This window comes from Cohnella hashimotonis, assembly GCF_030014955.1.
Classification (GTDB): domain Bacteria; phylum Bacillota; class Bacilli; order Paenibacillales; family Paenibacillaceae; genus Cohnella; species Cohnella hashimotonis.
Map to the genome: position 1 here is coordinate 4,245,195 of NZ_JAGRPV010000001.1, position 22,095 is coordinate 4,267,289.

The following is a 22,095-nucleotide window of genomic DNA, read 5'->3' on the forward strand; positions in this document are numbered from 1 at the left end:
CGCGTACCTCCTTTAAGGGAGCTGGATCTGCTTGTTGTCGCGGGATTCCTTGTACAGCACGATCGTCTTGCCGATCACCTGTACGAGCTCGGCGCCCGAGCGCTCGGAAAGCTCCTTGGCGACTTCGTAACGGTCATCGTCGTTGTTATTCAGGATCGACACCTTGATCAATTCGCGCACTTCGAGCGCTTCCTCGATATGGCGGATCAGATGGTCGTTCGTGCCGCCCTTGCCGACCTGGAAGATCGGGGTCAGGTGATGGGCCTCGGAACGCAAAAATCGTTTTTGTTTGCCGGTCAGCATGCGTATTCCCTGCTCTCTGATAGATAAATGTTCAAACCTTCGCCGCTTCGGAAAAGGAAGCCAGCACCGCTTCGCGCATCGCCGCCGCCGGTGCAGGGCGCCCCGTCCAATATTCGAACGCATAGGCGCCTTGATAAACGAACATGCCGAGACCGCCGTGAATGCGGCAGCCCCGCCGCTCCGCACCGTGCAAAAACGCTGTCGTCAGCGGATTATAAATGAGATCGCTCGCGACAGCGCCCGGACGCAGCCAGGCCGGATCGGCGGGAACCGCCTCCGTATGGGGGGCCATGCCGACGGACGTCGTATTGATGACGATGTCCGCCGCTCCGCACGCCTCCGCCAGCAAATGCCAAGGCAAAGCCTTCAGGCGGCCGCCGGACTCGAACGCCGCGGCAAGCTCCTCCGCCCGCGCCTCGGTCCGATTCGCGACAAGCACCTCTGCCGGGGCCTCCCGCAGCAGCGCCCAGACGATGCCCCGCGCAGCGCCGCCGGCGCCCAGCACAAGGATGCGCTTGCCGGCCAGATCCGGCTCCGCTTCTTCCTTAAGCGAACGGACGTAGCCGATACCATCCGTATTGTAGCCGGCGAGCCTGCCGTCAACGTTCACGATCGTATTGACCGCGCCGATCGCCTTGGCGCTCTCGTCGATCTCGTCCAGGTAATTCATGACTTCGATCTTGTGCGGGATCGTCACGTTCAGGCCGCGGAAGCCGAGCGCGCGAATGCCTCGGATCGCGTCGCCGAGCCGGTCGGGCGCCACGTGGAAGGCGCCGTATGCGCCGTTCACACCGCTCTCTCTAAACGCCCTGCCGAGCATGATCGGCGATCTGGAATGGCGGATCGGGTCCCCGATAACGCCGTAAAGTATCGTATGACTGTCCATGCCAGCGGCTTCCTCCCGACTCACAAGATGCAATCCCTGAGCAATACCTTGATGCCTTTGGGCGCGTATACGTCTACGACGGCGCCGGTCGAGCCGTTTGCCTTGATCCAGCCGAGCCCGGATATGAATATATCCTTCGGTCCGCCTGGCGGGATGCGCAAATTGTGCCGTACGAGCGGCGGCATGTCCGCCAGCTCCTCGCGGGACGGCGGAGACAGCATCTCGCCGCGATGATTGTCGTACAGCTCGTCGGCCCGCTCCTGCTTGGTGCGGTGCACGGGAATGCCGGAAGACAGATACGCGGTGAACGACTGGCGCTCTCCTGCCGTAAAGTCGAAGCGGGCCAGCCCGCCGAAAAACAGCGTCTGCTTTTCGTAAAACTGGTAGGTCAGAGGCTTGAGCGGCTTGTCCGGCAGCAGCGCATGCAGCGTCTCGCGCGGAACGATCTCCGACAAGCGCGACTTGTATACGATGCCGGGCATGTCGATAATGCTGCGGCCGTCGTCCAGCGGAATGCTGATCGCGTCCAGCGTCGTGCCCGGATAGCGAGACACCGTCAATTCCCTGCCCAGATCGCTGTAATCGGCGATGAGCCGATTGACGAGCGTGCTCTTGCCGACATTGGTCGCGCCCACGACATAGACGTCGCGATCGCCCCGCAGTTCCCCGATCGCCTCGACGACCCGGTCGAAGCCGATGTTGCGGCGCGCGCTGCACAGGACGACGTCGACGACGCGTAGGCCGCCGGCCTTGGCTTGCTTTTGAACCCAATTGCGAAGCCTGTTCCAATTGGTCACCTTAGGCAACAGGTCGATCTTGTTCACGACGAGCAGCACCGGGTTGTTGCCCACGAAGCGCTGCAAACCCGAGATCATCGAGCCCTCGAAGTCGAACAGGTCGACGATATGCACGACGAGACTGTTCGTGGATCCGATGCCGCCGAGCAAACGCAAAAAATCGTCCTGATCGATGGCGACCGACGAGGCGTCGTTGTAATGTTTAATTCGGAAACAGCGCTGGCAGATGATCGGCTCGCGCTCGCGGGCGGCTTCGGGCACGAATCCCGGCCTCGACGCGTCTTCAATCTGCAGCGATACGCCGCAGCCCGCGCACTTTTTCGTACTCCAATTATTCTCGATTGTCGGCAATGCTACTTGTCCCCCTTATCCGGCCACAAGCCCTGCTTGGTCAGCCTTGACAGCGCGATCTTCTCCACGCGGCGGTTCATCCTCGTGCCCCAGCCTTCCTCCGCTCTCGCGATCGGCGTCACGAGAATCGTATGCAGGCCCATCCGTCGTCCGCCCAGCACGTCGGTCATCATCTGGTCGCCGACGACCACCGCCTGTTCGGCCTTGAGACCCAGCAAGTTCAGCGCTTGCTTAAACGCCTTGTTAAACGGCTTGCGCGCCGCCGGAATGAACGGAATGCCTAGCGGCTCGGCGAACTTCGCCACGCGCGTTAAGTTGTTGTTCGATAAAATGACGACCTGGAATCCGAGCGACTTGACCTTGTCCAGCCAAGCGATCAGCTCAGGCGTCGCAAGCGGGGTGCGCGCGCTTACGAGCGTGTTGTCCAGATCGGTGATAATGCCGCGTACGCCCATGCTAGCTAGCGACGCCAGATCTATATCGAAGACGGTGCCCACGAGTTGATGGGGCAGCAATCGTTCAAACATGCCGCAATGCTCCAGTCTTTATCGGATTGTTCAAAATATACCACACCCGCCCCGGCCTTGCAAAAGGGAACGCTGTCGCCGCCCCGATCGGCATGTTGCGCGGAAATAAAAAAAGAAGCGCCTCGACGGGCGCTCCTTAAGCGTTTATAGCGACTTGCGGATCTTGTCGGCCATGGCGTTGAATTGCTCCAGATCGCCTTCGCCTCCGGATTGACCGCCGTAGCGGGCGGACTCGAACTTGCGCAGCACGCCATCGAATTCGGGCTGCAAGGAGGAGAAGCGTCCGCTCCAGGCGGTAAACGACTCCCGCAGCGTGTCATGCTGGCTGCGCTTCAAGCCTCGTCTGCCGAGATAGGCGATAAGACGCTCCATCTCCCGCACGATCCGCTGGTTCGGCGTCGCGCCGCGGTAGCGGACGCGGCGCCATACCGTCGCCGTCCAGGCGCGCCTGCGGACGAGCAGCGCAGCGACGCCGACTACGATCAGCGAGGCGCCGGCGATCGTCCATGTCATAGCCGACCAGCCGCCTTTTTGCGTCGCAGTCTCCGTCTCTTCGGTGGCGGTGTCGTCTGCGCCGACCGTCGAATCCGGCGTAGCGATCGGCGCGATCTCGGCCATCGGCTGAGGTACGGTAAAGCCGGACGTCGGCTCGAACGGAACCCACCCGACGCCTTCGAAGTAAACTTCCGCCCAGGAATGCGCATCCGCATTGCGGACGGTGTACGTGCCGGCGCCGTTCGGATCGGCGATATAACCGAGGCCGCTGCGGAAGCCTTCTTCGTCCATCTGATTGCTGCCTGTGGCATAGCCCTTGACCCACCGCGTCGGCAGCCCCAGGGAGCGAGCCAGCACGACGAAAGCGGTGGAGTAATAATCGCAGTAACCTTGCTTGATCTCGAACAGGAAAGCGTCTGCGATATCCTTGCTTTTCTGCAGGCTCACGTCCGGCGTGTTCGTGTACAGATAATTCGTTCTCAGATAGCTCTCGAGCGCCTTGGCCGCGTCGTAATCGTTGCCAGCGTCCGCCGTAATCGAGAGGGCCAGCTCCGAGACCCGGGCCGGAACTACCGGCAGTTGTCCGTAGGGGGTCAGATCGAAGGGCGCCTCGGCCTCCTTCGAGCGGGTCGCCCGCAGCTTGTCTTCGTCGATTACGATCATGTCGGATACGACGGTGTAGGATTCCACCGTGGCGGAGCGCTGGAACTTGAGCTCCTGCTCTTCCTTGTTCCATGTAAGCCTGGCATTGCCGTTCACGCCCTGCCACTCCGACAGGCCGTCGATCGCTCCCGCGCCGAACAGCACGGGAAGTCGGTCTTTGCGCAAAATGTGGAACGTCTGCGTTACCTTTTTCGTCTCGATGCCATCGAGCGTAGGTTTGTCCGCCGGCAGCTCGGCCTCGCCGGGAGCCGCGGACGTCGTTTCCATCCCTTTGCGGTCCGTCCATCCTTGTCCGGTATAAACCGCCTTCGTCTCCCCGCGCCAGTAGGCCCGCTGGCTCGTATCCACCGTCATGACGGGCGAATAGTCGAATTCGAAGCCGCCGCCGATCTTGGCGTCGCTGCGCCCGTATCCCGACTTGGAGGACGGTCCGGATCCCGTACCGCCGCTGTCGCCGCCTCCGATATAGCCGCCTTCGCCGGAAAAGGCCGGCACTTCTTTGTTCTGTGCCTGAAGCCACAGCGTATACGGATCCTCCAGCAGCACGGGGGCGCGCGGCACCGCGATGCCCGCGAGCATGAGCAGGCCGATGACGATAATCGCAGGCACGGCTAGCTCGAACGGACGCTCGGCGAGCGCGCTCCAGCTCTCGAAGTGCCGCTCTCTCAATTGCCTGAGATGAAGAACGACAAGCCAACCGAGCCCGGCCACCACGGCCCAGGCGATGTTCGTCCAAAGCTCGAGCGGAAAAAAGGAATCGATGATGGCAAGGGTGGCGATCGACATCAGAATAAAGCCGATGGCCCTGATCTTGTTCGTGCCCAGATAGGCCATGTAATGAATGATCAGCACGACGCCGGCCGTGATCTCGAAAAACGGATGAAGCGGCTTGCCGTTCACGATCGCGAACTCGCGGAGCGCCTCCCACCCCTTCAACCCTTCCGGCCAGCCGGTCCAGACGTAGGGCGTGAAAATCAGCACCGCCGCAAGCACCGCGGCTAACTGCATAACGATTCTGAGCGCAAAGGCGCGGCTGACCAGAAGCTCGATCGCCGCCGCCGCCGCTACGGAAGCGTAAACGACCGCATACGTTTCCGGCCACCAGTAATTTTTAAAAACTTGTATCAATTGCAGCACGATCACGATTACGAAAAGCCGGTGGAGCCGCTCAAGCACGAGCCTCCGGAAATAGCCGCTCTCCACCCGGCGTCCTGCGCTTGCGATCATCGTATTCAAGCGGTGCCCGCCTCCAATGCCTTGGGAAGATCCTCCAGGCGCGTAATCGAGCATAGCTCCCACTGCCTGCCGCGGAATGTGCGCGACCACTGCTGCAGACGTTCGGACGGCTCGGCTTGCGGCGTCCGCTCTGCGATATGGATATGGCTCGGTCCGGTCCGTCTGGCCGACAAGCCTTCAAGCGCGAACAAGGTTTCGTCCTCCATCGACGGACTGACGAGCACATAGCTCGCGCCGGCCTCGAACTTCTCCGACGTCTTGCGGAGCACGCGATCGAGCGCATCCTCCCCGTCCGCCTCGACGTCGATCAGATGCTCCATTAACAAATCCCGGTTCACCGGCATTTTGCCGGCGCCGAACCAGGCGGTGTCCTTGCCGGCGGATACGAAGCCGACCGGCATCCCTCTTCGCAGCGCGAGATTCAGCAGCGAGGTGGCCGTCGACACGGCCAGCTCGAACGCGTCCGCGCTGCGGTAAGCGCCGGCGCGCCGGTCCAGCACGATGACGAAGCGGGGCAGCGCCTCGCGCTCGTATTCCTTGGATTTCCACTGCCCCGTGCGGGCGGTGGCGTTCCAGTGAATACGCGACATCCGGTCGCCGTGGATGTAGTCTCTGACGCCGTCGATCTGCGTCGTCTCCCTCGCCCAGAGGGAGCTGGCGCGCTGCTCGATCTGACCGGTGCGTGCCTTCCTCAGATGGCGCCATTCCTGCAGCTCGATCATGCGCGGCAGCACCTTGATATGCAGGTCTTCCCGAAATGCGCCCTGATGCTCGAAAAGGCCGAAAATATCGCGTGTGGAGCACTTGGTCTCCAGAAATTGATAACGGCCCCGCCGAAGCGGCGCGGATTCGTATTCGACCTGGCCGCGGCGTTTGTAATCGGGCACGAAGGACAATTCGTATTCCTGGAGATCCGAGCCGCTTAAGCGGACCAGCCGTTCGCGGACAATAACGTAAGGCAGCGGCCAAAACCCTGGGACTTGCAGCTGCAATCGGACCTTGAGGCGGGAACCCGCCGCGTACAGACCGTCTTGGCCGGGAACGGCGCCAAGCGCCCGCTTGCCCTGGATGCCGCCGATGCCGCTCCATCGTCCCAGGAGCAGGTAGAGCCCCAGGCCGTTCATAATAACGAACAGCATCAACGAAGTTTTGCCGCCCTGGAAAACGACAAACGATAAAGCCGACAAATACAAAATCCCGCAGAACCAGCCGAAGCGGACCTGAGGCAGGCGCTTCATGCTCAACGCTCCAGCGCTACCGGCACGGGCAGCTGCTTGAGAACTTCCTGGAGGACGCCGCCGGCCGTAGCGCCCTGCATGCGGGCTTCCGACCGAAGGTGGAGACGGTGGGCAAGGACGAACGGCGCGGATATCTTGATATCGTCCGGAATGACGTAATTGCGGTGGTGCAGGAACGCATATGCCTTCGCGCAAGCGGCAAGCGCCACCGAGGCGCGCGGGCTGGCGCCGAGCAGCACCGAAGGATGCTTGCGGGTCGAACGGATCAGCTGCACCAAATAGTCGGCTACGCCGCCGTCCAGGTGGCAGCCTGCCGCAAGGCGCTGAATGCTCACGATGTCCTCCGCCATGGCGACCGACTCAAGCTGCTCCGCCGCGCGCGACGTGCCGGGCTCGAGCACCAGCCTTTTCTCGGACTCCTCGTCCGGATAGCCGAGCGAGATCTTCATCAGGAAGCGGTCAAGCTGAGCCTCCGGCAAATTATAGGTGCCTTCGAATTCGATCGGGTTCTGCGTGGCAAATAAAATAAACGGCTGCGGCAAAGGGTATGTAACCCCGTCGACGGACACATGACGCTCCTCCATCGCCTCGAGCAGCGCGGACTGTGTCTTGGTCGTCGCTCGGTTGATCTCGTCGGCAAGCAGCAGATTCGACATGACGGGACCCGGCCTGAACACGAACTGCTCCTGCTTCGGATGATAGATGGAAACGCCGGTGATGTCGGTCGGCAGCAGATCGGGATTGCATTGGATCCGATGGAACGAACCGCCGATCGAACGGGCGAGCGCCTTGACGAGCTGCGTCTTGCCGGTGCCGGGCACGTCTTCGATGAGCACGTGTCCCCCGGCGACCAGCGCGGTCAGCAGCCATGCGATCTCGTCTTTTTTTCCGTATATACAAGATTCCATATTGCGTCTGATCGAATCTAATAATTGCATGGCGGTCTGTTGTTCCATTGAGGTCCCTCCTAATGGGATCTGGCGGTAGTCCGAGGCTACTCTACTATTATACTTGATGGGGATTCGGGACTACAATTTTGCAAAACTCCAAATAATCATAGAAAAAAAGCCAATTCGCGCTAGGCGAACCGGCAGTTGGAAATAGGTACGGCGTCCCGAAAACGGTGCGTAACGCGGCAAACCGCGTCCGCAAGCGATTCGCGCAGGCTTCCCGAGCAGGCGCGGCTCGTCGCGCCGTCGCCCCATTTGCGTTCTCCTAAAATTTACTTAAACAAGCTTAGCCTTTTGGCTTTACAGCCAGCGCAGCCAAAAACGAGAAAATAATCGCCGCGGATATGCCGGCGCTCGTGATCTGGAAAATGCCGGTGATGATCCCGATCCACCCTACCTCTTGCAGCTCGCTCAGCGCACCGTGGACAAGCGCGTTGCCGAAGCTCGTTATCGGCACGGTCGCCCCCGCGCCTGCGAAGTCCACGAGCGGATCGTACAGGCCGAGTCCGTCCAGCACAGCGCCTGCCACGACGAGCGTCGCCATCGTATGGGCGGGCGTCAGCTTGGCGACGTCGAACAGCAGCTGGCCGACGATGCAGATCGCTCCGCCGACCAGGAAAGCCCACAAGTATTGCATCGTTTGTCCTCCTTGGAATCGTATTAACGTTCGATGGATACGGCGTGAGCGATGCACGGAATGCTCTCTCCCTGTTGAAAAGACAGCGGCGAGAGCAGCGCCCCGGTCGCTACGACGAGCAGGCGGCCGAGCTCTCCCTGCGCGAGCCGCCTAAGCAGATGCCCGTACGTGACGGTCGCGGAGCAGGCGCAGCCGCTCCCCCCGGCCTGAACCGTCTGATTGGCGAGGTCGTACATAAGCAGACCGCAGTCGTCGAACTGCGTCTCCGAGATCGGCACGCCATGCCGCTTAAGCAGATCGGCGGCGATCGGATGGCCGACCGACGCCAGATCGCCGGTCACGATCATGTCGTAATAGCCCGGCTCGCGGCCCGTCTCCTGCAGATGCGCCTGAATCGTATCCACGGCGGCCGGCGCCATGGCCGAGCCCATGTCGAACGGGTCCTTGAGCCCGAGGTCCATAATTCGCCCGATCGTAACCGAAGTGATCCGCGGCCCGGCGCCCTCCGCCGCGACGACGGCGGCGCCCGCGCCGGTTACCGTATATTGGGCGGTCGGCGGCTTTTGGGATCCGTACTCCGTCGGATAGCGGAACTGCTTTTCGGCCGTGCAATTGTGGCTGCTCGTCCCCGCCATCGCATACCTAGCCGCCCCCGTCGACACGAGCAGCGCGGCCAGCCCCAGCGACTCCATCGAGGTCGAGCAGGCGCCGAAAACGCCCAAATAAGGCGCGCCGAGCGTGCGGGCGGCGAACGTGCTGCTGATGATCTGGTTAATAAGATCGCCGCCGATATAGAAGTTGATCTTGTCCTTCGAGAGCGCGGCCTTGGAGAGCGCGATATCCGAGGCTTGCTCGAGCATGAGCCGCTCCGCTTTCTCCCAACTCGGCTGCTGGATCGTCATATCCGGGTGCACGAGGTCGAAGTCCGCAGCCAGCGGTCCTTCGCCTTCATCCGGACCCACGACGGTGCCTGTGCCCAATATGACCGGGGGCTTGTCGAAGATCCACGTTCGCCTGCCCTGCAGCATTAGTGACTCACCCCCAGGATCCAGTAGACGATCCCGACGAAAAAGGCGGCAACGGTCCCGAAGACGATAACGGAGCCCGCCAGCTTGAACATATTGGCGCCGACGCCGAGCACAAGCCCCTCGCTTCGATGCTCGATCGCCGCCGAACACATCGAATTGGCGAAGCCGGTAACGGGAACCGCCGTTCCGGCGCCCGCCCATTGCGCGATTTTGTCATAGACGCCCAGGCAAGTCAGAATGACCGAGATCAGGATCATGACGGCCACGCTCGGATTGCCCGCCTGCCTGCTCGTCATGTCGAATGCGGCCATAAAAAAGTGCTGCACGCCCTCGCCGATGAAGCATATGAAGCCTCCCACCAAAAACGCGCGGACGCAATTGGCGAAGACGGGCCGCGAAGGCTGCCGGCTTTTCGCAAATTGCTGGTATTCCTTGGGCGACATGGACAACGGCTTGTATGAAGCAGGGCCCCTTCCGGCCTCTTTGGTTGCCATGGCTGCCATCCCCTTTCCGATACGGACTGTTGTCCCATTCATTATTTGCCGAGGCGAAGAAGGTTATGGATGGGAAAAGGTGGGGAACGCCGCGGCGAATCGGTCGAATCGCCGTCCTTTTTGTTGCTGACAAGCACGGATGGGCGCCGGCCCACATACAATGGTAATGGTCGCGCGTCACCCTGAACTTACAACCGGAGGAGGCCGTCACGTGCCCGGATTCTTTACCTCGATAGCGCTCTTCATCAAGCAGCTCTCCTTGCTCGTCTCTTATGTCAAAAACAATGCGTTCCCCCAGCCCCTGTCCGAGCAGGAGGAAAGCAAATACTTAGGCCTCATGGCGGAAGGCGACGCCAGAGCGCGCAACCTGCTGATCGAGCACAATCTGAGGCTGGTCGCGCATATCGTCAAAAAATTCGACAACACCGGCGAGGATCTCGAAGACCTGATCTCGATCGGCACGATCGGCCTCATCAAGGCCATCGAGAGCTTCCAAGTCGGCAAGGGAACCAAACTCGCTACGTTCGCGGCACGTTGTATAGAAAACGAAATATTGATGCATCTCAGATCGCTGAAGAAAACGCGCAAAGACGTGTCTCTCCACGATCCGATCGGAACCGACAAAGAGGGCAACGAAATTACGCTTCAAGATATTTTGGGCAGCGAGCCCGACGACGTCGTGGAGAAAGTGCAGTTGAAAATCGAGAAGAGCAAAATCTATCAAAATCTCGACATTCTCGACGAAAGGGAGCAGGAGGTTATCCGGGGCCGGTTCGGCCTGGACGGCAAGGGCGGGGACGAACGAACCCAGCGCGAGATCGCGCGGGAGCTCGGCATCAGCCGCAGCTATGTGTCGCGAATCGAGAAGCGGGCGCTTATGAAGCTGTACCACGAATTTTACAAGGTTAAAAAATAGCGCGAAAAAAGCGGGCTGCTCCCCATCTTGCTTAAGGGAACGCCCGCTTTTTCGTGCAAAGGGCCTGTCATATGGAATCTTTTCTACGTCCGCTCAACTTGCACCAGCGCGATTTTTTTCAACGCATACGTTCCGAAAAGCTGCTCTTCCTTCAGCACGTTCAGCTTCAAGAGACCTGCCAGCTTCGACGGGTCCGCGCGGGAAATGAGCCGCCACAGCTCTTCGTCGGGAAGCGCCGCCTTGATTTTCTCGTCGTCGTATTCCCTTCGCTCCTGCTGCACGATCTTCACGCTGTAGCCTCCGAGATCGGTCTGGGAGAGCCCCTCCGCTTCGCAAAACGTCAAGATTTGCCCGCGCAGCTCCGACAGCTCTTTTTCGATTTCTTTCTGTTTGCTTCTCAGATCGTAGAACCGCTTGACCGCAGCCTTGTCCAAACGCCCCACACCTCTCGTCTTTTTGCTCCATATATATGACGGGAAGCGACGGAATAGACAAAAGCCGCCTGATCGCTTGCGGCCGCATTCGGCTCAACTGATCCGGAACTTGGTGTAACTGCAGCCGTCCGCCGATTTTCTCACCTCGAGCACGGCAGGAATGGCCTGCTTGAGCTCTTGTACGTGCGAAATGATGCCGATCATACGCCCTGTCTGCTGCAGCTGGACGAGCGTGTCTACCGCCTTGCTCAGCGACTCTTCGTCGAGCGAGCCGAAGCCTTCGTCGATGAACATCGTCTCGAGCGACACGCCGCCCTCGTAGGCCTGGATCACGTCCGCCATGCCTAGCGCAAGGCAGAGCGAGGCGTTGAACTTCTCGCCGCCGGAGAGCGTCTTCACATCGCGAAGCTGGCCGGTGTAGTTGTCGAAGACGTCCAGGCCAAGTCCGCTTTGCTTGCCGTGCTTTTCCCGGCGGTCGCTGCGCACGAGATAGAACTGTCCGCCGGATATTGTCCGCAGCCGCAGGTTGGCCGCCGAAAGGATGCGATCGAGAAATTCGACGAGCAGATAGCGTTCAAAAGAAATCTTGTGCCGGTTGTCCCCGCGCACGACGTCGTAAAGGTCCTTGACGAGCTGAAAATCCTGCTCCGACTTACGCCATTTTTCTTCCGCTTCCAGCAGTTTGGTTCGCCCTTCCGCACCCTTATCCAGCTGCGCCTGCGCCTCGTGCAGCGAGAGTCGCGTCGCCTCCGCCTGCCGCTCCATCCGCTGCGCTTCCTCGGCAAGCGCGGCCAGATCGGCCCGTTCCTTGCCTTCCAGCTGAATGCCAAGTTCTTCGATCTGCCGCACGACTGCGGCAAGTCCGGCCAGGAATCGCTCGATTTCCGCCTTCATGTCCGCGATGTCGCGTTCCGGCAGCTTGGCCGCCCGATAGTCCGCCTCCGAGCCAAATCCCGCCCGGGCCAGTTCCGCAGCGAAGTCGCTCTGCGCCTCCGCCAGCCGCGCCTGCGCCTCGGTCGTTTGGCGCTCCGCGGCGTCCAGATGCGCCTTTGCAGCCGCATGACGCTCGCCCGCTTGCCGCAGCTGCTCCTGCGCGAGACGCCAGGCCGCTTCCAGACGCTTTTTGGCCTGCTCCGCCTCGCGGAGCAGCCGCTGCAGCGCCTCAAGCGTCCGATGCCCCTCGGGCAGACCGGCCAGCGTCCGGTCATAAACCGCCTGCGCGGCGGCAAAGGCCGTACGACGCTCCTGCGATAAGGCCGTTCGCCGCTCCTTGTCCGCAGACGCGGCCTCCAGCCCGGCTTCCTCCTCAGCCAGCTTGCGCCGCAGCTCGTCCAGCGCCGCCTGCTCCGCTTTAAGCCCGTCTACCCGGACGCGCATCCGCTTGCCGTTCTCGACGAGCTCCGCATAGTCCGCCTCGGCTTGCCCGGGCACCCGCCCGTTGCGCTCGATCTCTTCCGCTTTGTCCCGCAGCTGCGCTTCCGTGTGCTCCCGCTTCGCCTTCGCCGCCAAATACAGCGTCTCCCGCTCCGCCCTGTCCGTACGCTGCCGGTCGAGCGTCTCGCGCGTCGGCATGTCGGCCGGCGGCTCGGCCGGACGGGGATGCGCCTCGCTGCCGCATACCGGGCAAGGCTTCCCATCGTGCAGATGCGCGGCCAATTGCCCGGCCTGGCCTTCCAGCCATCCCGCCTCGAGCGCCAGATAGCGCTTCGCGGCTTCCTCGTGCGCGAGTCGGAGCTCCGCCTCCTCCGCCGCCTGCGTCGCAGCGCCGCGCCCGAGCAGCACGAATTCGCGCAGCAGCGTCGCCTCCTGCAGCATCCGCTCGAAGCGCTCGGCGAGCTCCGGCAGCTCGCGCACGGCCTCCTCGGCTTGCCGCGCGCGCTCGGACAGCGCCTTGCGCGCCTCCTGCCGGGCCGCGGCCGCAGCTTCTGCCGCCTGCTGCTCACGCTGCGCGGCCTCGGCTTCGCGCTGCAGCCTGCCGAGCGCGGCGCGGCGCTCCTCCAGCTCGCGGACCGCCGGCAGGTCGCGCGCGAGCCGCTCAAGCTCGCGCACGAGCGCTTCGCGCTGCCCGGCGCGTCCCTCCTCCTGCGCATGGCGCTCCTGCGCGGCGGCAAGCTCGCCCGCCGCGCGCCCGGACGCTTCAGCGGCCGACTGCCGTAATCCCTCCGCCGCCTTCGCCTGCGCTTGCACGCTTGCGCACAGCCGCTCCCGAACCTCGAGCGGCAGCGTCATCTCCGCCAGGGCGAGTCTTCGCTTTTTCTCTTCGATCTCGGGGATGCGGGCTTCGAGCGCCTGGCGCTCGCCCGTCTTCCGGTCCAGTTCGCCGAACAGCTCGTTTACCCGAGAGGCAGCATGATAACGCTCGACCAGCGTTTTGTGCAGCCGGCTCTCTTCGTCCAGACGGGACTGCCGGACGGTTTTTTCACCTTCGTAATAAACCATCTCCGCATCCAGCGCCTCGAGCACCTGATGCACGTTAAAATGCGCCTGCTCGAACACGCGCGCGAGCGCCGAATCTTCCCTTTGCGCCAGAGACAGCTTCAGGTTCGCCGCCTGCATGTCGAGATCGCGCCTTGCGAGCTCCCATTCGGACTGCGACGCTTTTCGTTTTTCGTTCAAATACTCGGCGACGAACTTGAACAGATGCGTGCGGAAAATCCGTCGCATGATCTCTTCCTTATTCTCCGTATCCGAAGTAAGCAGCTTGCGGAATTCGCCCTGGGGAAGCATGACGATCTGGCTGAACTGGTCCTTGGTCAGTCCGAGCAAGGCCTGCATCCGTTCGTTGATCTGCCGGACGGCATGGCGGTCGACCATCATCGTCTCCGCCCCGCCGGTCGTCTCGACGAACTCGTACTTTTCGCCCGTCGCGCTCTTGTTGCCCGTCTTCACGTGCGGCAGCTGACGCAGAATGCGGTACGTCCGGCGCTTCAGCTCGAACTCGAACTCGACGGACGTATACAGGTCGTCCGAGGCGAACTGGCTGCGCAGCATGCGGACGTCGCTGCGGTCCTCGCCGCTCGCTTCGCCGTACAGCGCGAAGCAGATCGCGTCGAAAATCGACGTCTTGCCCGCGCCCGTATTACCCGAGACGAGAAAGAGCCGGTTGCCGGACAGCTCCGCGAAGTCGATGACCTCCTTGTCCTTATACGGCCCGAACGCCGTCATCGTCAGCCGCACCGGCATCATAACGCTCATCCTCCTCGTTTTCGATATCCCGCAGCGCCGCAAGGAACAGACGCTCCGTCTCCTCGGACGCCTCGCCGCCCTTTGCCTCCAGGTAGAAGGCGCGGAACAGCGTCAGCATGTCCATGCCGGCCTTTCCGCCCGCCGCAGTCCCTTCCTCTGCCGCAGCCGCCGCCTGCTGCATCGCCAGCTCCCGCTCCACGTGCATTGCGTTCGGATAGACCGACCTGACGCGCTCCATCGGAGACAGCACCGGCACCTCGTCCAGCAGCCTGACATATATGTAATCCTCGCTCGGCGCCTGCCGCTCGATCTCGTCGATGTACCCTCGAACGGTACGCATGTCGCGCCGCGGGACCAGCACCCGCTTTTCGACCGAGGCGTTGCCTTCCCCGTCCAGCTCCACGATCAGGTAGCCCTTCTGGTGGCGCTCTTCGGAGATCGAATACTTGAGCGGCGAACCTGCGTAGCGTACCGTCTCCGAGCCGACGAAGTGAGCCTGGTGCAGATGGCCGAGCGCCGTATAGTGGAAGCCTCGGAAATGCGACGCGCTCACGTGCTCCGTCCCTCCGATCGAGAGCGGCCGCTCGGAGTCGCTCGTGTTGGGCTCCGCCTCGCCGCGCGGCGTCACGAACGCATGTCCGACCAGCACATGGCGCGCTCCGGGGTCCGTCGCGCCGCGGATTCGCTCAGCAATCGCGGCCATCGCGCCGTCGTAGGATCGGATCGTCTCGTCCCCCAGCGCGAGGCGCACGGCGGCCGGATCGGCGAACGGCACGAGGTGAAAACAGACCGGGCCGTGCGCATCGTGCAGGACGACCGGGCCGGCCGAGGGGTCGTATTCACCCGCGATGTGCAGACCCGCCGCCTTCATAAGGCCGCTCCCGAAGTTGAGACGGCTCGGACTATCGTGATTGCCGGAAATGGCGATCACGGGCGTCTTAAGCTCCAGCACGATACGCTGCAGCGTGCGGTCCAGCAGTCCGACGGCGTCCGTCGGCGGCACCGCCCGGTCGTACAGATCGCCCGCGATCACGACCGCATCGGGCCGCTCCGTCTCGATATCCCGCATGAATTGCTCGAGCATATATCGTTGATCTTCGGTCATGTATACGTTCTGAATCAATTTTCCGAGATGCCAATCCGCCGTATGGAAAAATTTCAAAGAGAAACACCTTCTTGTCATTCTTTTTTGTTCATTATACATCACCGTCCGCGCAGGATGCGCCGCGGAAAGGATTTCATGCGTGTCATTTAAAGCTGAAAACCGCCGTTTGTAATGTGACTTGTCATGCATATCCGTCATTAAAAGTGATGACAGCCCGCATAAAAATACCGTGCTAGCATGGGATTATACCGTTAAAACGAGAGGAGAACGAACAAAAAATGTCGTTTACTGGTTACGCCTATCTGGAGGAGAACTGGCTTGGCCTGCTTGTCGCGGTGCACGTAATCTCCGCGATCGTCGGCATCGGCCCGACCTATTTCGGCCACGTCCTGCTGCGCAAGGGTCAGACGCTCGGGCAGCTGCGCGACTCGCTAAAGCTGTCCGCAAAGCTTGAGATGTTCCCGAAAACGCTTGGCTCCCTCGCCGTGCTGTCCGGCCTGCTGCTCGTATGGCTCGGCGATTACGGCTGGGACCAGCTGTGGATCATCGCAGCCATTGTCGACTACGTGCTTATCCAGATCGTCGTCATCGCCTTCATGGCGCGGGCTGCCGCCGATGTCGCGGCCAAGGCGCAAGTCGATACCGGTCCCGCCGACAAGCAAGCGTCGCCCGCGCTTCAAGCCGGCGTCGCCAAGGTCAACGCAATCAATTATGTGGCAACCGTCCTTGGGATCGTCCTTTTTCTTCTTATGTTTTTCAAGCCCACGCTTTAAATACGGAAATACGTACGACCGGGTGCCGGCGATCGTCCCTTCCAAGGGACGGCAGCCGGCATTTTGCCGTGAACACCATGACAAATAATTGGCGGAGGTCTATAATACGTAAAGCCGGACTATTATTACGCGATGTTCCGCGGGGCGCAGCGCCGCGCGAACAGCCCGAGGTGTGATTCCTTGACTTACATTGTATATGACCTGGAGATGACCGTTCGCCGGAAAAAGGGGCAGATCGCCGAGATCATTGAGATCGGCGCGGCCAAGATCGGCCTTGTCGAAGGCGTTCCGGGCATCCTCGATACGTTTCAGGCCTTTGTCAGGCCGACCGTCGTACCGACGCTTTCTACAGATACGACCGCCTTCACCGGCATCACCCAGGACGATGTCGACGCCGCAAGCCGGCTTCCGGAAGCGCTCGCCGCCTTCGTTTCATGGATCGGCCCCGACGAGTATTATTTGTGCGCCTGGGGCCCCGACGACCTGCGTCAGCTGCTCCATGAATGCCGTCAGATGCAGATCGATACGAACTGGATGATCAACCACAACAATTTGCAGAAAATGCTGTCCAAAGTGTTCAAGCTGGAAAAGCACCAGCAAATGGGGCTTAAAGCCGCGCTCGAGATGCTTGAGATTCCTTTTTCCGGCTCTCATCACCGCGCGCTGGACGACGCGCTCAATACGGCGCAGGTGCTCGTGAAGCTGCACGACCGACTGGCCTTCCGGCGCAACAAGCCGGCCGAGGAGCCGCAGACGGAATCCGAGGTCGTTTACAAGACGGGCCACTTCGAGAATCTGCCCTTTGCGGCGCTGTCTGGGCTGCTGCCCACAGATCCGGACAATTGACGCTTTGATTCGACTCGCGCCCCTCTGCCTACCGGCAGGGGGCGTTCGCGCATGTGCCTCCGCCGGCAAATGCCTGCAATCGCCTCGGAGGCACAGTAGCCGTTAGACGCCATCTTGTGATAAAATTATTTCTATTCGCACTTGTCCTACCCAGGTCCTAGGCACGGCATTCATAAGAAACGGGGGATTTCATCATGGCTTCCAAAATGCGCTCCGATATGATCAAAAAAGGCTTCGACCGCGCGCCCCACCGCAGCTTGCTGCGCGCCGCGGGCGTCAAGGAAGAAGACTTCGGCAAACCGTTCATCGCTGTCTGCAACTCGTACCTGGACATCGTGCCGGGCCACGTCCACCTGCAGGAATTCGGCAAAATCGTAAAAGAAGCGATCCGCGAAGCGGGCGGCGTCCCGTTCGAATTTAATACGATCGGCGTGGACGACGGCATCGCAATGGGCCACATCGGCATGCGCTACTCTCTCGCGAGCCGCGAGATCATCGCCGACTCCGTCGAAACGATGGTCAACGCCCACTGGTTCGACGGCATGGTCTGTATCCCGAACTGCGACAAGATCACGCCGGGGATGATGATGGCCGCGCTGCGCGTCAACATCCCGACGCTGTTCGTCAGCGGCGGACCGATGAAGGCCGGACGCACCAAGGACGGCCGCGCCATCTCCCTGACGTCCGTTTTCGAGGGCGTAGGCGCCTATATGACGGGCAAGATCGACGAGCAGAGCCTGACCGAGCTCGAGCAGTTCGGCTGTCCGACCTGCGGCTCCTGCTCGGGCATGTTCACGGCGAACTCCATGAACTGCCTTGCCGAAGTGCTCGGTCTTGCGCTGCCGGGCAACGGCACGATCCTGGCCGTTGCGCCAGAGCGCCGCGATTTCGTCAGAAAGTCCGCCGCACAGCTGATGGAGCTCATCAAGAAGGACATCAAGCCGCGCGACATCGTGACGCTCGACTCGATCGACAATGCGTTCGCGCTTGATATGGCGATGGGCGGCTCGACCAACACCGTTCTCCATACGCTCGCGCTGGCACATGAGGCCGGCATCGAATACCCGATCGAGCGCATCAACGAAGTGGCCAAGCGTACCCCGTACTTGTCCAAGCTGGCGCCGGCCTCCGACCACCATATCGAGGACCTGCACAACGCAGGCGGCGTGAGCGCCATCATCAACGAGCTGTTCAAAAAGGAAGGCACGCTGAAGGGCGACGTCATGACGGTGTCCGCCAAGACGCTGCGAGAGAACGTGGAAGGCGCCGAGATCACGGATCACACCGTCATCCGTCCGATCGACGATCCGCATACGAAGGAAGGCGGCCTGTCCGTCATGTTCGGCAACCTCGCGCCGGGCGGCTCGATCATCAAGGTCGGCGCGGTTGACAAGTCGGTCGGCGGCTATCACCGCGGTCCGGCAATCTGCTTCGACTCGCAGGACGACGTGCTGCGCGGCCTGGCGGAGGGCAAGGTCAAGGAAGGCCACGTCGTCGTCATCCGCTACGAAGGTCCAAAGGGCGGCCCGGGCATGCCCGAGATGCTCGCGCCGACGTCGCAGATCGTCGGCATGGGCCTCGGCACGAAGGTCGGCCTGATCACCGACGGCCGGTTCTCCGGCGCTTCCCGCGGCATCGCCATCGGCCACATCTCGCCGGAAGCGGCGGAAGGCGGCCCGATCGCGTTCGTCGAGGACGGCGACATGATCGAGCTCGACATGAACAACCGGACGATCACCCTCGAGGTTAGCGACGAAGAGCTGGATCGCCGCCGCGCGAACTGGCCGGGCTTCGAGCCGAAGATCAAGCGCGGCTACCTGGCCCGCTACTCCGCGATGGTAACCAACGCCAGCCGCGGCGGCGTCATGAAGATGTAACGACTTGTTGACTCGAATAAACCCGATCCACCCAAAGAAAGCGGGAGCCCTCGGCTCCCGCTTCTTTTTCGTATCGCCGTTTCGTATCGCCCCCCCCGTATCGCCCCTCCGTATCGTCCCTCCGTATCACCCCTTCGTTCCCTCTAGCGCTATTCGCCCTCCGTCATCGCCTGTATTTCAACCTCACCCATACGTTCCTCCCTTCCGCCGCATCCCTTATAGCATCACGATAAAGGCGGTGACGGCATATGCCCAAGATGAGCCGACGTATCCGACTGCAGCGTCCTTGCAAGTTCGTGCGGTCGGACAAGATTCAAAGCTCGGCTGTCGGCTGGAAGTCCGGCAACTGGAGCGGCTACGCCCAATCCGGAAGCGCAGGCGCTTACAACCGCGTCTCCGCGTACTGGACAGTCCCTTTTGTTTTACCGTCTGCTCAGCCTGTTTACTCGTCCGCCTGGATCGGCATCGACGGCTACAAAAACGGCAGCTTGATCCAGACCGGCACCGGACATGACTTCGCAAACGGCAACGCAAGCTATTATGCCTGGTGGGAGATCCTGCCTTCTGCAGAAACGGTCATCCCTTATCCCGTTCATCCCGGCGATCGCATGCATGCCGTCATCGCTAACCAAGGGCATGGCAAGTGGTCGATCTCGCTGCGCAATTTAACGCGGGGATGGCGGTTTCGTACCGTCCAAACCTATAAAGGGCCGCGCACGTCCGCCGAATGGATTGTAGAAGCCCCGCAAGTCGGGAGCACGATCAGCAGCCTCGCAAGGCTGACTCCGGTGGTCTTCTCCTGCTGTCGCGTGAACGGACGCAATCCCTGCTTGAAGCTCGACCAGCGAGGTATCATGGTTCAAAACAATCGGGTGGTGTCGATCCCTTCCCGTCCTAACCGGGCAGGCGACGCCTTTCTCGTAAGAGCCAGACGGTCGAAACAAAGTTAAAATGAATGTAGGAATGAGCAAACGGAACGCCGACAAGACAATAACTTTGCAAATAGCGCTTTTTCGCCACCGTTGGCGGCGAGGAACGGCGATGTCATTGTCTATTTGCCACGGTAATCGGCGATATCCCTCCATTTGACGCTGTACAGCGTCTCTTCGCCAAGGATGGCGACGTGGCCCCTCCATGTGACGCCGTACAGCGCCTCTTCGCCTCCATCGGCGGCGTGGCACCCCCATGTGACGCTGTACAGCGTCTCTTTGCCTCCATCGGCGGCGTGGCACCCCCATGTGACGCTGTACAGCGTCTCTTCGCCTCCATCGGCGGCGTGGCACCCCCATGTGACGCTGTACAGCGTCTCTTCGCCTCCATCGGCGGCGTGGCACCCCCATGTGACGCTGTACAGCGTCTCTTCGCCACTGTTAGCGCAGTTGTTCGCCTTGGGGCTGTAAGAATAGAGCAGATCCTGAAAAAAAAAAGAGATCGGCCAGGCAAAAGCATCCCCATTACGAAAACCAAACGACGATGGAGAATGACGACGAGATCCGTACGCGCTTTGACCGAGCGCAGACTGTGAAGGCTGCCCGCTCAGGGCAGCATTTATCAAAGCGAAGGAAACCTTGATAGATCCATAACCCAGATGTACTGGCGGAAAATGACTGCGATGCGGGCACGATTGCGATGCGAGGACGGACATGAACTGCCCGTTTGGCGCATGATCGAGCCGGGGAGCCATAGACCAAAACGCAAACAGGACGAAGCAGGAAATTTTTCCGCTTCGTCCTGTTTTGCTAGTTCGACATCGTTTCAGCCACTACCAAACCCATTAGTTGCCCCGATCGTCGGTGACAATTTCTGTTACGCCCGATCGCCCGTTCCTTCGCTGCCAGGCCGAGAATTCGCATCTTCGTAGCCCGCAGCCCCGACGGCCGCCATGCCCTGCTCGATCTCTGCCTTCGAAGCGCGTTCTCTGGCAGGCGAATAGCTCCCTTTTTCCCATTGCATGAGCTTCATTCGCGGCATAATGAGCATCCTCGGCTCCATCCGTTCGCCGTGCGCCTTGACTCGCGTCCGGCCCTGCGGGTGAATAATGGCGGTCAACATGCGCAAATAACGATTTGTAAACCATGCAAACACGCCTTTCTGAAGCGCGAACGTCTCGAAGCCCAAGCCCTCGGAGCCCCGGTTGATCATCGAGATGCCGTACAGCGCCTTGACGTTGTCGCCGCCTGGGATCGTACGCAGCTCCTTAGCAGCGGCAGGAAGCGTCTTCTTGACGCTTTGGATGACCCGGATGGCGATCTGCATCTCCGAACGGGAGCTCATGCCGATATCGAGCATCATTTTGTTGACGAAGTGCAGCTCCATCACGCGGTCGCCCTTGGCGATCCTTCCGCCGTCCTCTAGCGTGAGCGTCGGTCCGCCGTACCTGATAATCCGGTAATGGAACGACTTGCCGTCACCGATCGGCCGCAGACGGAACAGCCAGCCAAAAACGTCCTCCCACAGCATCCAGGCAGCGACCAGTACCCGCTTGAACGGTCCTGGCTTATGCGCCTCGGCCGATTGAGCAGAACCGCTCGAGACGATGCCTTCCGCCGGTGCGGCGTTCCATCCGCGGGATCCGGCTTTGGCGCGCTCCTTGTTCAGCTCGGTCGTCCGCATCAGCTCGCCGATGCCGACAAACCGCAAGCCCTCGCGCTTGCCGTCCTCGAGGATGCGGCCGACGGCTTCGATCGTGTTGGCCGGAGCGTCCGGATCTGCGCCGAACGTGTCGCCGCAATCATGAAGCAGCAGCACCGCGCCCGGCTGCAGCTTGCGTCTGATCTTTCCGTAAAGCCGCTCCGCGCCCACCTTCAGCTTCCAGTCGCCGAACAGCGCGGTCCACAGCACGATCTGCGGCTTGCCTCGTCCGATAAAGTCGAAGACGTTGACGATGCCCCAAGGCGGCCGATAATATCTTGGACGCATTCCCGTGATGTGCTCGACGATGTCCCCGGTTCGTACGACATGCCGTCTGACGCTGACCGGCCCCATGATCCAGTTGCTCCGGTGAACGTAGTTGTGGATACCGATGTCGTGCCCTTCCTCGTGCATGCGCCGCACGATGTCCGGATGCTTCTCCGCATGCGCGCCGACGACAAAAAAGGTCGCGTGCGCGCCATGCGCTTTGAGCAGGTCCAGCAGCCGCGGCGTGTATACCGGATGCGGCCCGTCGTCGAAGGTCAAAGCGATCTCGCGCTCGGCGACTCCCTTGGAGAAGACGCGGAATCCGAACATCCGGCTGATAAAGCCCGGCAAAAACGCGTAAAAAGTCCAAAAATAAAAGCCCCACCATAGGATGACGTCCATGCCGTTTCCACCATCTTGCTTTCTGTTATAAATGTTGCTCGCGTTCAACTTCT

At 61.1% G+C, this 22,095-nt stretch carries 20 protein-coding genes; 5 read left to right on the plus strand and 15 right to left on the minus strand.

Annotated features, from left to right (window positions below; genetic code table 11):
* Positions 1–12 precede the first annotated feature (12 nt).
* From yhbY to spoVAC, 10 genes are all read right to left on the minus strand, one after another.
* Positions 13–303 carry a ribosome assembly RNA-binding protein YhbY gene (gene yhbY / locus KB449_RS17180; protein WP_090114891.1) on the minus strand — a complete coding sequence of 97 codons (291 nt, stop codon included), beginning with the start codon at positions 301–303 and terminating at the stop codon, positions 13–15.
* A 31-nt stretch (positions 304–334) separates the two neighbouring features.
* The gene (locus KB449_RS17185) at positions 335–1,189 is read right to left on the minus strand and encodes a shikimate dehydrogenase (RefSeq protein ID WP_282909542.1); all 855 of its coding nucleotides are present in this window, start codon (positions 1,187–1,189) and stop codon (positions 335–337) included.
* 20 nt (positions 1,190–1,209) lie between these two features.
* Positions 1,210–2,328, minus strand: coding sequence for a ribosome biogenesis GTPase YqeH (gene yqeH / locus KB449_RS17190; protein ID WP_282912840.1), 1,119 nt, complete (start codon positions 2,326–2,328; stop codon positions 1,210–1,212).
* 11 nt (positions 2,329–2,339) lie between these two features.
* Positions 2,340–2,864, minus strand: a complete 525-nt coding sequence (locus KB449_RS17195; protein ID WP_282909543.1) for a YqeG family HAD IIIA-type phosphatase — start codon at positions 2,862–2,864, stop codon at positions 2,340–2,342.
* Positions 2,865–3,008: 144 nt separating this feature from the next.
* Positions 3,009–5,249 (minus strand): DUF4129 domain-containing transglutaminase family protein, encoded by a 2,241-nt coding sequence (locus KB449_RS17200; protein ID WP_282912841.1) that lies wholly within the window; start codon positions 5,247–5,249, stop codon positions 3,009–3,011.
* A 5-nt stretch (positions 5,250–5,254) separates the two neighbouring features.
* Entirely contained in the window at positions 5,255–6,496 is a 1,242-nt protein-coding gene (locus KB449_RS17205; RefSeq protein ID WP_282909544.1) for a DUF58 domain-containing protein, read from the minus strand.
* Between the two features lie 2 nt (positions 6,497–6,498).
* On the minus strand, positions 6,499–7,452 hold the full coding sequence (locus KB449_RS17210; RefSeq protein WP_282909545.1) for an AAA family ATPase: 954 nt from the start codon (positions 7,450–7,452) through the stop codon (positions 6,499–6,501).
* Positions 7,453–7,732: 280 nt separating this feature from the next.
* Positions 7,733–8,083 carry a stage V sporulation protein AE gene (spoVAE, locus tag KB449_RS17215; RefSeq protein ID WP_090114878.1) on the minus strand — a complete coding sequence of 117 codons (351 nt, stop codon included), beginning with the start codon at positions 8,081–8,083 and terminating at the stop codon, positions 7,733–7,735.
* Positions 8,084–8,106: 23 nt separating this feature from the next.
* Complete coding sequence (gene spoVAD / locus KB449_RS17220; protein ID WP_282909546.1) at positions 8,107–9,111, minus strand: stage V sporulation protein AD; 1,005 nt, start codon at positions 9,109–9,111, stop codon at positions 8,107–8,109.
* Positions 9,111–9,605 carry a stage V sporulation protein AC gene (gene spoVAC / locus KB449_RS17225; protein WP_282909547.1) on the minus strand — a complete coding sequence of 165 codons (495 nt, stop codon included), beginning with the start codon at positions 9,603–9,605 and terminating at the stop codon, positions 9,111–9,113. Before spoVAC ends, spoVAD begins: the two co-directional genes overlap by 1 nt.
* A 211-nt stretch (positions 9,606–9,816) precedes the next feature.
* Here spoVAC and sigK point away from each other — a divergent pair, with 211 nt between their 5' ends.
* Positions 9,817–10,521, plus strand: coding sequence for an RNA polymerase sporulation sigma factor SigK (gene sigK / locus KB449_RS17230; RefSeq protein WP_282909548.1), 705 nt, complete (start codon positions 9,817–9,819; stop codon positions 10,519–10,521).
* Positions 10,522–10,604: 83 nt separating this feature from the next.
* Here the strand turns inward: sigK and KB449_RS17235 are convergent, their stop codons facing one another.
* The 3 genes from KB449_RS17235 to KB449_RS17245 all read right to left on the minus strand — a co-directional run bounded on the left by KB449_RS17235 (position 10,605) and on the right by KB449_RS17245 (position 15,303).
* On the minus strand, positions 10,605–10,955 hold the full coding sequence (locus KB449_RS17235) for a hypothetical protein (protein WP_282909549.1): 351 nt from the start codon (positions 10,953–10,955) through the stop codon (positions 10,605–10,607).
* 93 nt (positions 10,956–11,048) lie between these two features.
* Positions 11,049–14,141, minus strand: a complete 3,093-nt coding sequence (locus KB449_RS17240) for an AAA family ATPase (RefSeq protein WP_282909550.1) — start codon at positions 14,139–14,141, stop codon at positions 11,049–11,051.
* The gene (locus KB449_RS17245; protein WP_282909551.1) at positions 14,098–15,303 is read right to left on the minus strand and encodes an exonuclease SbcCD subunit D; all 1,206 of its coding nucleotides are present in this window, start codon (positions 15,301–15,303) and stop codon (positions 14,098–14,100) included. Before KB449_RS17245 ends, KB449_RS17240 begins: the two co-directional genes overlap by 44 nt.
* Positions 15,304–15,524: 221 nt before the next feature.
* On the opposite strand from KB449_RS17245, the gene KB449_RS17250 reads away from it, so the two are divergent.
* The 4 genes from KB449_RS17250 to KB449_RS17265 all read left to right on the plus strand — a co-directional run bounded on the left by KB449_RS17250 (position 15,525) and on the right by KB449_RS17265 (position 19,692).
* Positions 15,525–16,019, plus strand: coding sequence for a DUF2269 family protein (locus tag KB449_RS17250; protein ID WP_282909552.1), 495 nt, complete (start codon positions 15,525–15,527; stop codon positions 16,017–16,019).
* 180 nt (positions 16,020–16,199) lie between these two features.
* A complete protein-coding gene (locus KB449_RS17255) occupies positions 16,200–16,865 on the plus strand; it encodes a 3'-5' exonuclease (RefSeq protein WP_282909553.1) in 666 nt (221 codons plus the stop codon).
* A 206-nt stretch (positions 16,866–17,071) separates the two neighbouring features.
* A complete protein-coding gene (gene ilvD, locus KB449_RS17260; protein WP_282912842.1) occupies positions 17,072–18,742 on the plus strand; it encodes a dihydroxy-acid dehydratase in 1,671 nt (556 codons plus the stop codon).
* 248 nt (positions 18,743–18,990) lie between these two features.
* Complete coding sequence (locus tag KB449_RS17265; RefSeq protein ID WP_282909554.1) at positions 18,991–19,692, plus strand: G1 family glutamic endopeptidase; 702 nt, start codon at positions 18,991–18,993, stop codon at positions 19,690–19,692.
* Between the two features lie 101 nt (positions 19,693–19,793).
* Here KB449_RS17265 and KB449_RS17270 read toward each other — a convergent pair whose 3' ends face one another.
* Entirely contained in the window at positions 19,794–20,297 is a 504-nt protein-coding gene (locus tag KB449_RS17270; protein ID WP_282909555.1) for a hypothetical protein, read from the minus strand.
* Positions 20,298–20,548: 251 nt separating this feature from the next.
* A complete protein-coding gene (locus KB449_RS17275) occupies positions 20,549–22,042 on the minus strand; it encodes a polysaccharide deacetylase family protein (protein WP_282909556.1) in 1,494 nt (497 codons plus the stop codon).
* Positions 22,043–22,095: the final 53 nt, after the last annotated feature.